This window comes from Paraburkholderia sp. RL17-380-BIE-A (assembly GCF_046028085.1).
GTDB lineage: Bacteria > Pseudomonadota > Gammaproteobacteria > Burkholderiales > Burkholderiaceae > Paraburkholderia.
In genome coordinates, this window is the sequence record NZ_JARESQ010000030.1 from 1 (window position 1) to 12,925 (window position 12,925).

A 12,925-nucleotide genomic window follows, 5' to 3' on the forward strand; every position below is an offset into this window, starting at 1 on the left:
CACCGAACCAGCACCGTACTTCCACCTAACCGGCACCGCTTCGTTCTGCGTCGCTGCATCAGCAGCAGAGAAACGAGATTATGGAGAGCGAGAGACATATCGTCAACCCCCTTCGCGCAATATTTTTCAAAAAGTTGAGGAGCACCGAAACAGACCTCACAGCGACACCGCCAATTTAGTTAGCCATCCGATCTAATTGGCCGCTCGCGGAACAATTCTACTTGCGGCAGCGAGACAGTGACCCACGACCGCACCTCTACCAAACCCATCTGGCAATGACCAACCTCGCTATATATAGAGCACTCGCCGCCCAACATAAAGGAGCGCCGGAAGAAACCAAAGCCGAGTCAGCCGAGAAAACTAAAGTTTCCGCCTTGCCGGCCGTCAACCAAGATATCCCGTCACTCCAATTACCGCCGACCATGGACAATCCAGTCGAGGAACACGTCGACGAACGCTCACTCGCCGTGCAAACGCCAGCACTCAATCTGGATAACGTCCCGGTGGGCAGCGCTCTCGACTGGCCGATCGTCGACGCCGACGGCACGCTCCTTTTCACGAGCGGCACCATCCTCGCGACCACGGACGAACGCACCTTCCTGTTCAACCACTTCCGTCCTCAACGGGGCGACCTGCTGGATGCAGGCACGCAAGCGCCACCTCACCCAGACACTCAGGCAGACCCTGGCGGCCCATTGACGCTAAAGGACATGCACCTGGAAATCGGTGCATTGATCGGTGTGCGTCCGCAGCTCGGCAGCGGCGCTCCGATGCATCCATGCCGCATCATTGGCTTCGCGCCGAATCACGCGCTCTTCGTCACGCCGCCAATGCACGACGGTCGCATGCTCCCGCTGGGCCTCGGCGAAAACATCGAAATCGTCGCGATAGCCAGTCATGCCGTGTTTCGTTTCGTCTGCACGATCGAGGCAATCTGCCGCTCGCCGTTCGACTACGTCGTGTTGTCGAAGCCCGGCGTGATCCGTCGCCTGCGCGAGCGCAAGTCGATCCGCGTCCGCACGCACCTCGCGGTGCGTTTCGGCATCGGTGAAAACGGGGACTCGTATGAGGGGCTTGGACTCGCGAAAGGCATTAGCGCACTGGGCATGTCGCTGGCCGCTTCCTGGACGCTGGGTGCTGTCGGCGACCGGTTGCGTCTGGCATTCCGCCTGAAATCGAAAGATCTGGATACGGAGATCGAAACCACGGCCGTGATCCGCAATGTGCACAAAGGCAACGGACCGGGCGAGCCTTCGACTCATGGGCTCGAACTCGATCAGCTCGACGCGACCCAGCAAATGGCGATGAAAGTCTTCGTATTCGACCGCCAGGACGACGTGGTGTATTGGTCGAACGGCTTGAAATAAATCAGCGCAGGACGGCGAGCGGCGCAACGCACCTGCCGCTCAGCCCATCAATTCTTCCGGCGTACAACGTCGCGCGCCCCACGCATCGGCGAGCACTTCGCAGCGGCCCACCCGTATCGCCTCACGCTCGAAATCGACGAACACGACTTCGTCCACGTCGAGCGGGCGCACTGGCGTATCGTGCGTGCGCCCGTCGGTGAGGATCCACAGCCAGCGTTGCTGCGCGGGTTTGCGGCGCGCGCTGCGCTCCAGCAGCTGGGTCGCTCGCTGAATGCCGGCCGAAAGCGGTGTGCCGCCGCCGCCGCCCACCGGACTCAACCACCGCTCGTTCCACCAGCGCGGCACGGCCGGACCGAATCGCACATCCGCTCCCGCACCGCCGAAACAGACTAGGGCGGCCTCGGCACGCGCGGCGCTCGCGTGGTCGAACAAGGCGACCAACAGTCCCTTGGCGAGCGCGAGGCGCTGCCCGACCAGCATGGAACCAGAACAATCGAGCACGAAACAATGCAGCACGCCGCCACGCGGCGCCTCGCGCATGAAACGCAGATGCCCGGTTCGTAAAGCGCCTTGGCCCTTCGCCGCGAGTGTGTGAGGCCACGCGATGCGCTTGCCCAGCGTCCCATGCAAGCGGCTGTACGCACCCGCACCTTGCCGCCATCGAAAACCGCTGCGCGAGTCAGCGGCGGCGCCCTTCCGATGGCTCAGCGTTTTTTTGCGCTGAGCGGTATGACGCCTTTGACCTGCGTGGTGGCGGCCGGCTCTGGGGCAAGGTAGCCCCACTCGCTGTCGCCCGCCGCGTCAGCCGGCGGCGCATTGCCTTCCGCAGACGCAGACGGCCGCCCCGCGCCGCCGCCTTGAGAAGCGCCACTCTCACGCGCGTCACGACGCGCATGGGAATCACGAGAATGTCGCCGATGAATCAACACCGCCTCGGCAACCCGATCGACATGCTCCGTCGTCACCGCAGCCGCCTGCTCGAACGCCGCCAACGCCCGCGCCGCGCGCAGCATCACGAGATCGGCGCGCAAACCGTCCACGGCGGCGTCGATGCACAACGTGCTGACACGCGCGTGCACCGCGTCGTCGAACGCGAGCTGCGGCAGCGCGGCGCGCGCCGCTCGAATCTGCTGCACATAAGCCGCCTGCTGCTGCGCATAACCCGCACGAAACCCCTGCGGATCGAGATCGAATGCCAGCCGGGCTTTTACGATAGCCTGCCGCACATGCTGCTCGAAGCAGTTCTGCAACTCGACCATCAAGCCGAAACGGTCGATCAGTTGCGGCCGCAGCTCGCCCTCTTCAGGATTCATCGTGCCGATCAGCACGAAGCTCGCGTCGTGGCTATGCGACACGCCATCGCGCTCGACGGTATTCACGCCGCTTGCCGCCGCATCGAGCAAGGCGTCGACGAGCGCGTCGGGCAGCAGGTTGACTTCATCCACATACAGCACGCCGAGATGCGCTTTCGCGAGCAGACCCGGCGAGAAGCGCACCGAACCGTCACGCAGCACCGTTTCGATATCGAGCGTGCCGATCAAGCGGTCTTCACTCGCGCCAAGCGGCAAATTCACCAGTTGCCCCTCCGGCAACAACTCGGCGAGCGCCCGCGCCGCCGTCGACTTGGCGGTGCCGCGCGGCCCCGTCACCAGCACGCCGCCCAGCGCCGGATCGATAGCGGCCAGCAAGAGCGCCTGCTGCAAGGGCGCCTGGCCGATCAGCGCGGCAAAAGGAAAAACAGGCCGCCGGGCTGCTGAGTTCATGTTTGCATTCCTTCAATCTGTTGCTCGCTCGCGAGCAGATGCTGTTCCACTTGCGCGCGATAGTCGCCGGGCGTCTGCCACAAACCGCGCTGCATCGCTTCGAGCAGGCGCTCGCAAATCGAATGCAACGCGTGCGGGTTGTGCCGCTGCAAGAACGCGCGGGTGTCAGCGTCGTTCAGATAGGCATCGGTCACGAGCGCGTACTGATGATCCGCGATCACGCGCGCGGTCGCATCGTAGCCGTACAGATAATCGACGGTCGCGGCGATTTCCGCCGCGCCCTTGTAGCCGTGACGCTTCACGCCATCGAGCCATTTCGGATTGACCACCCGCGAGCGGATCACGCGGGCAATCTCCTCATGCAGCGTGCGCACGCGCGGCGCGGCCGGATTGCTATGGTCGGCGTGATACACGCTCGGCTGATCGCCGGCCAGATGCCGTACCGCGGCGACCATGCCACCCTGAAACTGGTAGTAGTCGTTCGAATCGAGCAGATCGTGCTCGCGGTTGTCCTGGTTCTGCAGCACCACGTCCAGCGCCGCGAGGCGCGTGCCGAACGCGTGACGCGCTTCTTCGCCCGCGCTCTTTTGCGTGTACGCGTAACCGCCCCACGCCTGATAGGCGTTCGCGAGATCGGCGTCGGTCTGCCATTGCCGCGAGTCGATCATGTCCTGCAGTCCCGCGCCATACGCGCCGGGCCGTGCGCTGAACACGCGCCAGCCGGCGCGCTTGCGCGCCTCGGCGGCGTCCATGCCGCGCGCAATGAGCGCATCGCGCTCACGCAGCACGCGCGCGCGAATCGGATTCAGGTCTTCGGGTTCGTCGAGTTCCGCGACCGCCTGCACGGCGGCGTCGAACAGATGCATCACGTTGGCAAAGGCATCGCGGAAGAAACCGGACACACGCAACGTGACGTCGATGCGCGGCCGGTCGAACACCTCGATCGGCATGATTTCGAAATCGGTCACGCGATGGCTGCCCGGCGCCCACTTCGGCCGCACGCCCAGCAACGCGAGCGCCTGGGCGATATCGTCGCCGCCGGTGCGCATGGTCGCGGTGCCCCACACGGAGAGGCCAATGGCGCGCGGATAGTCGCCCTTCTCCTGTAAATGCCGTTCGATCAGTTGCTGAGCGGACTTCAATCCCAGCGACCAGGCCGCTTGCGTGGGAACCGCGCGCGTGTCGACCGAATAAAAGTTGCGGCCGGTGGGCAGCACATCGGGGCGTCCACGCGATGGCGAACCGCTCGGTCCCGGCGGCACGAAGCGCCCTTCGAGACCGCGCTTCAGATGAAGCATTTCCTGCGGGCCGCAGGCGTCGAGCCGCGGCAGCACATCGGAACGCAGTCGCCCGATTACGCGCGCCGCTTGCGGCAATCCGGCAGCGAGCGGAGCCGAAGAGATGGCCTCCTGATCGCCGCACACGCCGCGCAACAACTCGGCCGCCAGCAACTCCAGCCGTTCACGCGTGTCGCCGCAGTGCCGCCACGGCGCATCGCTGACAGTGCGCAACGCGTCGGGCCGCGGCCCGTCCCACACCGCCGACCAGTCCACCGACAACGGATCGAACAGATGGTCCATCTGCAGATCGCGCGCCAACGCATCGATCAGGCCGGCCTTCGCGCCTTGCCCGTCGCCGACAGGAAAACGCCCAAGCGCCAGCAACGTATCGCGCCGTTGCACACCGTCCGGCGATTGCCCGAACGTATGCAAGCCGTCGCGAATCTGCGCTTCCTTCAACTCGCACAGCCATGCATCGACGCGCGTGAGGAGCGCGTCCTCATCGTCCTGCCCGGTCGGCGCCGCGAGGCTCAACTCCTCATGCAGCTTATGTTCGACGATGGTCGCCAGAATCGTGCGCCGCAACAGTTTCGAGCGGCGCGGGTCGACCATCAGCGCTTCATAGTATTCGTCCACCTGCCGCTCGAGGTCCTGCAACGGCCCATAGGTCTCGGCGCGCGTGAGCGGCGGCATCAGGTGATCGATGATCACGGCCTGCGCGCGGCGTTTCGCCTGGCTACCCTCGCCCGGATCGTTGACGATGAACGGATACAGATGCGGCATCGGCCCGAGAATCAGATCAGGCCAGCAGGCAGCGCTCAACGCGACGCTCTTGCCGGGCAGCCATTCCAGATTGCCGTGCTTGCCGACATGCACGATCGCGTCGATGCCGAACTGGTGGCGCAGCCAGAAATAGAACGCCAGATAGGCATGCGGCGGCACGAGGTCGGCGTCGTGATAGCTGGCGTAATCGCCCTGTTCGCGCGAACGCGCGGGCTGAATGCCGACGAACACCTGCCCGCAACGCCAGCCCGCGATCATGAAACGGCCGCGCCGCAGCGTCGGATCCTGCTCAGGTGGGCCCCAACGCGCGTTCAACGCCTGCCGCGCCTCGAGGGGCAACGCATTGAAGTGCGCGAGGTAATCAGCGAGCGCGAGGCTTTGCAGTGCGGGACGCAGATCGCGCACCACCGGATCGTTGGTCACACCCTCGGTGAGCTTCTTCAGCAGCGCGTCGCCGTCGGCGGGCAAGTCGGCGAGACGATAGCCTTCGTCGCGCAGCATCGACAGAATGCGGACCACCGAGGCCGGCGTATCGAGTCCCACGCCGTTGCCGATGCGCCCTTCGCTCATCGGATAGTTGGCGAGAATCAACGCGACTGTCTTGTCCGCGTTATCGAGTGAACGCAGACGGCACCAGCGTCGGCTCAATTCCGCGAGAAACGCCACACGCTCGGCGTCCGGCTGATACCGCACCACGTCGACCTGAGTGTGCGGACAACGGTATGCCAGCCCCTTGAAGCTGATGGCGCGCGTAATGATGCGGCCGTCCACTTCCGGCAGCGCGATATGCATGGCGATATCGCGCGAATTGAGGCCGTGATTGTCCTTTTGCCAGTCTTCACGATTGCCGCCGCTCAGAATCACCTGGAACACCGGCGCGTCGCCGGCGAGCGCGAGCGGCTCCGGGTCGTCGATCGCGGTCGCGGCGAAGGCGGTCGTATTCAGCACCAGCGCGGCATTGTGCTCTGCGCACAGCGATTGCACGATTTCGCGGCTGAACACGTCTTTGAGCGAGGTAATCGCGATCGGCAACGGATTCAGGCCTTGCGCTTCGAGCGCGTCGATCAGCGCGTCGAACACGGCCGTATTGGCCGCCTGCAGATGCGCCTTGTAGAACAGGATCGCCGCGACCGGCGCGTCTGGTTGCCAGCGCGCCTGCCAGTCGGCGATAGTCGGCGTGTCACGCCCGGGATGATAGAGCGTCGCGGCAGGCAACGCGCGCGGCGGCGCAGGCTCGCGTCCCCAGCCGAAGGTCCGGTGCGCGATACAGCGCAGGAACGCCTCGGCATTCTGCGCACCGCCCTCGCGCAGATAACGCCACAGTTGATGGCACAGATCGGCGCTTGCAGTACTGCGCGCGAGCAGGTTCGGATCTTCCTGCAAATCGCCGGAGAACATCGCGAGCGTCTGCTGCTTGCGCTCGGCGAGCGCCACCACCTGCTCGATACCGTAAGGCCAATACGCTTCGCCGCCGAGGTGATCGACCACCACCACACGCGCGTGCTGCAAGACGTCTTCGACGTAGAAATCGACCGAGGCCGGTTGCCGCAAATACGTGACGTTCGCGAGCCGCACGCTCGGGAAACCTTCACCCATGCGCGCAATCACGCTCGCGAGCAGCGACAGCGTGGTATCGGCGGAGCTGAGCACGACGATGTCGGCGGGCTGCTGATCGATACGGATCACGCCTTGTGTATCGTCGACGAAACCGCCCGGCGTGGTGCGCAGCAGATGCATGAGCGCTTACGCCTGTTGCGTTTCGACGCTCGACGGCACGCCGAGCGCCACGTCGAACGCACGCTGCAACGCGGCCTGATCGAGATCCTCGCCAATCAGCACGAAGCGGCTCGGGCCGCTTTCGCCAGCCTGCCAGCGTCGATCGAAATAGCTGTCGAAGCGGCGGCCCACGCCCTGAATCACGAGGCGCATCGCCGCGCCCGGCAGCGCCGCGAACCCTTTGACGCGATAGATCGTGTTCGTTTCGACGAGCCCTTGCAGCGCGGCGATCACTGCTTCGCGCGAGAGCGCATTCGCCTGCACGACCACCGAATCGAATTCGTCGTGATGGTGGTCGGCGTCTTCGGCGGAACCGTGGTGATCGTGGCGCAGGTGAATCGTGTCTTCCGAGGCGGCTTCGAGCCCCAGTAACGTATGCAGATCGAGCCGGCCCATCTGCGCGCGCACGATCTTCACTTGCGGCGGAATCTCTTCGCGAATCACCAGCTCGACCGCGTTTTGCTGCGCGTCGTCGAGCAAATCGGTCTTGTTCAGAATCACCAGATCGGCGGCGGACAACTGATCTTCGAACAGTTCGTGCAACGGCGATTCGTGGTCGAGATTCGGATCGGCCTTGCGCTGTGCATCCACGGCGACGGGGTTGTCGGCGAACTGACCGCTTGCCGCAGCCGGGCCGTCCACAACGGTGACCACGGCATCCACGGTAAAGCTGTTCTTGATCTGCGGCCAGTTGAAAGCCTGCACCAGCGGCTTGGGCAACGCGAGCCCCGACGTCTCGATCAGCACGTGATCGATCTGATCGCGGCGCTCGACGAGTTTTTCCATCACCGGAAAAAACTCTTCCTGCACGGTGCAGCACAGGCACCCGTTGGCGAGTTCAAACAGTTGGCCTTCGGTTTCGACGCCGTTTTCATCGCAACCGATTCCGCAACCCTTGAGAATTTCCCCGTCGATACCGAGTTCGCCGAACTCGTTGACGATCACCGCGATGCGCTTGCCGCCCGCATGCTGAAGAATGTGCCGCAGCAGCGTGGTCTTGCCGCTGCCGAGAAAGCCCGTGACGATGGTGACGGGGATCTTGCGCATTTGAGTTTGCATCGTGAGGTCCATCCGTAGGAGTTGCACGTGCACGCCGGCGTGTTTTTGTGTGTCTGTCTGCGCGTCTGCGTGCATCGGCCGGGTAGCCAGGTAAGCGGCGCGTAAGCCCAGCGAGCCAGAACGACAACACAACACGGGGACGAACGACGGGTTGCCGCGACAACAGAAAAACAGGAAGCGGGAATGAGATCATGAACGCACCGCCGCATCCCCGCGGCGTTCGCCCTTCGTATTCTGGCCGGTATCCGGGCTGGCGAAAGCGCCGCTTCCCCTTCCCGGGCGAGTGATTTCTCGCCCAGTGGTGATATGCCGACGCGGCCTTGCGCGTGGACATCGAAGCCGGCTCCGTGGCGCTAAAGAACTTACCGCAGCACCACATTTCGCTTACCGTTGCGGGGGCAGCACAGGTTGACCCGATCCATGGCAGGCGGGCACCCTGTTTCCCGTTTAACTGCATGCGCACGAGCGCGCACACGAGCACCAAAGTGCGTGCGAGTGTAGGCCCGCGGCCCGGTGCCGTCAAGGAAACGCAAGCCGCAAGCGCTTATCGGGCGGGACGCCATGTGCTATCGTATGCGCGCGTTTGGTGCCCGCACATGCATTCGCGTGTGCAGTTAAACGGGAAACAGGCCGCGCTTTACGCGCTCAACCTGTGCTGTCCCCGCAACGGTAAGCGACCTGCGGCGCGATGTCTTTCATCCCGCGCCGCGCATGCGTTTTTTCGATGCCACTGTCCATGACATTCCAACGAATGAATGCGGACGGGAAGGCAAAGCGCATGAGGCCGCCAGCCCGGATACCGGCCAGACGCGGAGGCGGCGAACCTCAGGGCAACATCACGCCGCCGGCCGCCGGAATCCGCGAGGGACGGATGTGAAGGCGCTGAAGCACGACGTGGCGCATCCGTTCGTCGATCCGTTCCCAAAGGGACCGTGGCGAGCCGCGCGTTTCGCCGTGCCTGAATCCGTAGCACTGCATGCCCCCAAAGTCCGTCATCCGGCGCGCCTGCGCGCTTCGCCCCTTTCCGCCCGTCACGACATGGCGCTCGCCATGCACGTTGCGATGACCCGCGCCTGGCTGATCGGCGCCGGCCCCGGCGACGTCGAACTCATGACCCTCAAGGCAACTCGCGCATTGGCCCAAGCCGATGTGGTGCTGGTCGACGACCTGGTGAATCCCGACGTGCTGCAGTTCGCGCGCGCCGACGCGCAGGTCGTCTACGTCGGCAAACGCGGCGGCCATCCGTCCACGCCGCAGGCCGGCATCGTCGCGCAGTTGCTCGAACACGTGCGGGCCGGGCGCAGCGTCGCGCGCCTGAAAGGCGGCGATCCGTTCGTGTTCGGCCGGGGCGGCGAAGAACAGCAGGCGCTGCATGCGGCGGGCGTCGAGGTGGAGGTCATCAACGGCATTACGGCGGGCATCGCCGCGCCCGCGGCCATCGGCATTCCCGTCACGCACCGCGATCACGCGCAAGGCGTGGTATTCGTCACCGGGCACGGCGCGGGCAGCGGCGAACCCGACTGGGCCGCGCTCGTCGCTACGCGCATGACCCTCGTGATCTATATGGGCATGCGGCGGCTGCACGATATCGTCGACGCGTTGCTCGCGGCCGGCATGAGCGCCGACACGCCATGCGCGGCGATCGAATCGGCCACCCGTCCGGAGCAACGCCATGCGCTCGCGCGGCTCGGCGAGTTCGCCGACACCGTCGCGCGTGCCGGACTCGGCTCGCCGGCGATCGTGGTGATCGGCGGCGTGGCGTCGCTCGCGCTGGCGCGCGCAGCGGCGCGGGCCGATGACGAAGCGCCTTGCGCAGACGGCGCGGCTACACAATGAAGACGCTGAGCGTGGGCATTGGTTGCCGTGCGCACAGTTCGGCCGAACAGATCGACGCGGCGGTGCGTGCCGCGCTCGGCGCGCATGCGTTCGATGAAATCGGCACCGTAGCGTCCATCGATACCAAAGCCCACGAAGCGGGCCTGCTCGAATTCTGCGCGCGTCATGCGCTGCGGCTGACATTCTTCAGCCGTGAACAGATTGCTGCGATGCCCGTGGCGGAGCCTTCGGCGGCAGCGCGTGAGCACCTCGGCGTGGATGGCGTGTGCGAGCCGTGCGCGCTGCTTGCCGCGACGGACGGACTCGGTGAATCCACCACGTCCGCAGCGCCTCGAGCACGGCTCCTCGTGCGCAAGACCGTCCATGCCGGCGTCACCGTGGCGATCGCCTCGACCACGGCCTAAGCCCAACGCGAACATCCAAACAACGACACTCAGGAACAGAACCTGCCATGAAGACCGATCCCGAATCGCATCAACGCATGACCGAGCGCCGACGCGAAGGCCACGAGAAGAAACAGGCCAACGCCACCGTCGAAAAAGGCCTGCTGATCGTCAACACCGGCACCGGCAAGGGCAAAACCACCGCCGCATTCGGCATGGCCGTGCGGGTGTTGGGCCACGGCATGCGCCTTGGCGTCGTGCAGTTCATCAAGGGGGCACTGCACACGTCGGAGCGCGACTTTCTCGGCGCGATCGCCAACTGCGATTTCGTCACGATGGGCGACGGCTACACCTGGAACACACAGAATCGCGACGCCGATATCGCGACCGCGCGCAAAGGCTGGGACGAAGCGCGCCGCATGATCGAAAGCGGTGAGTATCAGATGGTGATCCTTGACGAGCTGAACACGGTGCTCAAGTACGAATACCTGCCGCTCGACGAAGTGCTCGCGGTGCTGAACGCGCGCGCGCCGATGCTGCACGTGGTGGTGACCGGCCGCCACGCGCCGGACGCGTTGATCGAAGCCGCCGACCTCGTCACCGAAATGCGCATCGTCAAGCATCCGTATCGCGAGCAGGGTGTGAAAGCGCAGCGCGGCGTGGAGTTCTGAGCAATGTCCGCGTCCCCCGAGGGCACCTCCGCTGGCGCGTCTTCAAAAGAGACGTCCTCCGGTGCATGCCCCGCCCTCTTCATCAGCGCGCCCGCGTCGGGTCAAGGCAAGACCACGATCACCGCGGGTCTGGCGCGCTACCATCGGCGGCTGGGGCGACGCGTGCGCGTCTTCAAGACCGGACCGGATTTTCTCGATCCGATGATTCTGGCGCGCGCAAGCGGCGCGCCCGTCCTCTCGCTCGATCTGTGGATGGTGGGCGAAGCCGCCTGCCGCAGCCTGCTCGCGCAAGCGGCCGCCGAAGCCGACCTGATCCTGATAGAAGGCGTGATGGGTTTGTTCGACGGCACGCCGAGCAGCGCCGATCTCGCCACCACGTTCCGCGTGCCCGTGCTCGCGGTGATTTCGGCGAAGGCAATGGCGCAGACCTTCGGCGCGGTCGCCTTCGGTCTTGCGCAATTCCGGCCGCAAGTGCCGTTTTACGGCGTGCTCGCCAATCGCGTCGGCTCCGCGCGGCACGCGCAGATGCTCGAAGAAGCGTTGCCGCCAGGTCTGCGCTGGTGCGGGCACATTGCCGCCAGCGATGAAATCGCCTTACCCGACCGTCATCTCGGCTTGCACCAGGCGGACGAAATCGACGATCTCAACGCGCGCCTGGATCACGCCGCCGATACGCTCGGCCGCACCGCGCTGTGCGAACTCCCGCCGCCGGTCGAGTTCGGCGCGCCCGTGCCGGACGTGCTGCCGCGTCTGCTGGAGGGCAAGACGATCGCCATCGCGCGCGACGCCGCATTCTCGTTCATCTATCCGGCCAACGTCGCGCTGCTGGAAGCGCTCGGCGCGCGGATCGACTACTTCTCGCCGCTCGCCGACCAGCCACTGCCCGAACACGTGGACGCGCTGTACCTGCCCGGCGGCTACCCCGAGCTGCACGCGGCAACGCTGGCGGCCAACACGCGCAGCGCCGCGAGCATTCGCGCGCACGCGGCCGCGGGCAAGCCGCTCGTTGCCGAATGCGGCGGCATGCTCTATCTGCTTGACCGCCTCACCGACACGCAAGGCGTCAGCACGCCGATGCTCGGTCTGCTGCCCGGCCACGCGACGATGCAAACGCGCTTCACCGCGCTCGGCATGCAACGGATCGACAGCCAGCACGGGCCGATGACCGGCCACACGTTTCACTACTCGAAGCTCGACACCTCGCTCACGCCTCTGTGTTCGGCGATCCGGCCGCAAGGCGATGCGCCCGGTGAGGCCGTCTACCGCACAGGTTCGATCGTGGCGAGCTACATGCACGCTTATTGGCCCTCCAACCCGGCCTTCGCGGCCGCCCTGTTCCATGGCGAAGCCTTTTGACGATTTCGAGCGCGACGCTGTCTACCGCGCCATTTACGAACGCCGCGACATGCGCCATTTCGTGCGCGATCCGGTCGACGCCGCCGTGCTGCAGCGCCTGCTCGACGCGGCGCATCACGCGCCGAGCGTCGGCTTCATGCAGCCGTGGCGGATCGCGCGAATCACCGATCCAGCGCTGCGCATGGCCTTGCACGACACGGTGGAAACCGAACGCCTCGCCACCGCCGACGCGCTCGGCCAACGCCGCGAAGCGTTCATGAAGCTGAAAGTGGAAGGCATGCTGGACTGCGGCGAACTACTGGTGATGGCGCTGATGGACGGGCGCGAGCGTCATATCTTCGGCCGCCGCACCTTGCCGGAAATGGACCTCGCGTCAGTGGCGTGCGCGATCCAGAACATGTGGCTGGCGGCACGCGCGGAAGGTCTGGGAATGGGCTGGGTGTCGCTGTTCGATGTCGACGCGGTTCGCCAACTACTGCACATGCCGGAGGGCGCGCGGCCCGTGGCGATTCTGTGCCTGGGTCACGTCGACCAGTTCTACAACGAGCCGATGCTGGAAACCGAACGCTGGGCGAGCCGCCTGCCGCTCGCCGACTGTGTCTTCGAAAACCGTTGGCCGGAAGACCGCGACGCGCCGGAGTGATCCTGGCG

General features: G+C 65.3%; 11 protein-coding genes and 2 riboswitches. Of the genes, 7 read left to right on the forward strand and 4 right to left on the reverse strand.

Annotated elements, in window-relative coordinates:
• Together P0D68_RS33800 and P0D68_RS33805 are read left to right on the forward strand one after the other, a co-directional pair.
• Positions 1–196, forward strand: a 196-nt coding sequence (locus tag P0D68_RS33800; RefSeq protein ID WP_408303545.1) for a hypothetical protein, incomplete at its 5' end; no start/stop codon positions are given.
• 226 nt (positions 197–422) lie between these two features.
• Entirely contained in the window at positions 423–1,367 is a 945-nt protein-coding gene (locus tag P0D68_RS33805) for a flagellar brake protein (RefSeq protein WP_408303546.1), read from the forward strand.
• A 39-nt stretch (positions 1,368–1,406) separates the two neighbouring features.
• Here the strand turns inward: P0D68_RS33805 and P0D68_RS33810 are convergent, their stop codons facing one another.
• The 4 genes from P0D68_RS33810 to cobW form a co-directional block, all read right to left on the reverse strand.
• The gene (locus tag P0D68_RS33810) at positions 1,407–1,997 is read right to left on the reverse strand and encodes a vWA domain-containing protein (RefSeq protein WP_408303548.1); all 591 of its coding nucleotides are present in this window, start codon (positions 1,995–1,997) and stop codon (positions 1,407–1,409) included.
• 74 nt (positions 1,998–2,071) lie between these two features.
• A complete protein-coding gene (locus P0D68_RS33815; protein ID WP_408303549.1) occupies positions 2,072–3,130 on the reverse strand; it encodes a magnesium chelatase ATPase subunit I in 1,059 nt (352 codons plus the stop codon).
• Positions 3,127–6,930 carry a cobaltochelatase subunit CobN gene (gene cobN, locus P0D68_RS33820; protein WP_408303550.1) on the reverse strand — a complete coding sequence of 1,268 codons (3,804 nt, stop codon included), beginning with the start codon at positions 6,928–6,930 and terminating at the stop codon, positions 3,127–3,129. The genes P0D68_RS33815 and cobN overlap by 4 nt, the downstream gene beginning before the upstream one ends.
• Positions 6,931–6,936: 6 nt before the next feature.
• Positions 6,937–8,028: a cobalamin biosynthesis protein CobW gene (cobW, locus tag P0D68_RS33825; RefSeq protein ID WP_408303551.1), complete on the reverse strand. Its 1,092-nt coding sequence runs from the start codon at positions 8,026–8,028 to the stop codon at positions 6,937–6,939.
• A 219-nt stretch (positions 8,029–8,247) separates the two neighbouring features.
• Positions 8,248–8,528, reverse strand: a riboswitch (cobalamin riboswitch).
• A 67-nt stretch (positions 8,529–8,595) separates the two neighbouring features.
• Positions 8,596–8,850, forward strand: a riboswitch (cobalamin riboswitch).
• Positions 8,851–9,090: 240 nt separating this feature from the next.
• Between cobW and cobA the strand changes: the two genes are divergently transcribed.
• The 5 genes from cobA to bluB are packed head-to-tail and all read left to right on the forward strand — an operon-like array spanning position 9,091 to position 12,917.
• Positions 9,091–9,864 (forward strand): uroporphyrinogen-III C-methyltransferase, encoded by a 774-nt coding sequence (cobA, locus tag P0D68_RS33830; protein WP_177205179.1) that lies wholly within the window; start codon positions 9,091–9,093, stop codon positions 9,862–9,864.
• Positions 9,861–10,268: a cobalamin biosynthesis protein gene (locus P0D68_RS33835; protein ID WP_408303552.1), complete on the forward strand. Its 408-nt coding sequence runs from the start codon at positions 9,861–9,863 to the stop codon at positions 10,266–10,268. Before cobA ends, P0D68_RS33835 begins: the two co-directional genes overlap by 4 nt.
• 47 nt (positions 10,269–10,315) lie before the next feature.
• Positions 10,316–10,918 carry a cob(I)yrinic acid a,c-diamide adenosyltransferase gene (gene cobO / locus P0D68_RS33840; RefSeq protein WP_091801661.1) on the forward strand — a complete coding sequence of 201 codons (603 nt, stop codon included), beginning with the start codon at positions 10,316–10,318 and terminating at the stop codon, positions 10,916–10,918.
• Between the two features lie 3 nt (positions 10,919–10,921).
• A complete protein-coding gene (locus P0D68_RS33845) occupies positions 10,922–12,274 on the forward strand; it encodes a cobyrinic acid a,c-diamide synthase CobB (protein WP_408303553.1) in 1,353 nt (450 codons plus the stop codon).
• Positions 12,258–12,917 carry a 5,6-dimethylbenzimidazole synthase gene (gene bluB, locus P0D68_RS33850; RefSeq protein ID WP_408303554.1) on the forward strand — a complete coding sequence of 220 codons (660 nt, stop codon included), beginning with the start codon at positions 12,258–12,260 and terminating at the stop codon, positions 12,915–12,917. The genes P0D68_RS33845 and bluB overlap by 17 nt, the downstream gene beginning before the upstream one ends.
• The last annotated feature ends 8 nt before the right edge of the window (positions 12,918–12,925 follow it).

Excerpts from the sequence above, each read along its gene's own strand:
- cobN (WP_408303550.1), bottom strand. The coding sequence starts at position 6,930 with ATGCATCTGCTGCGCACCACGCCGGGCGGTTTCGTCGACGATACACAA.
- P0D68_RS33835 (WP_408303552.1), top strand. The coding sequence starts at position 9,861 with ATGAAGACGCTGAGCGTGGGCATTGGTTGCCGTGCGCACAGTTCGGCC.
- bluB (WP_408303554.1), top strand. The coding sequence starts at position 12,258 with ATGGCGAAGCCTTTTGACGATTTCGAGCGCGACGCTGTCTACCGCGCC.
- P0D68_RS33845 (WP_408303553.1), top strand. The coding sequence starts at position 10,922 with ATGTCCGCGTCCCCCGAGGGCACCTCCGCTGGCGCGTCTTCAAAAGAG.
- cobA (WP_177205179.1), top strand. The coding sequence starts at position 9,091 with ATGACCCGCGCCTGGCTGATCGGCGCCGGCCCCGGCGACGTCGAACTC.
- P0D68_RS33805 (WP_408303546.1), top strand. The coding sequence starts at position 423 with ATGGACAATCCAGTCGAGGAACACGTCGACGAACGCTCACTCGCCGTG.
- cobW (WP_408303551.1), bottom strand. The coding sequence starts at position 8,028 with ATGCAAACTCAAATGCGCAAGATCCCCGTCACCATCGTCACGGGCTTT.
- P0D68_RS33815 (WP_408303549.1), bottom strand. The coding sequence starts at position 3,130 with ATGAACTCAGCAGCCCGGCGGCCTGTTTTTCCTTTTGCCGCGCTGATC.
- cobO (WP_091801661.1), top strand. The coding sequence starts at position 10,316 with ATGAAGACCGATCCCGAATCGCATCAACGCATGACCGAGCGCCGACGC.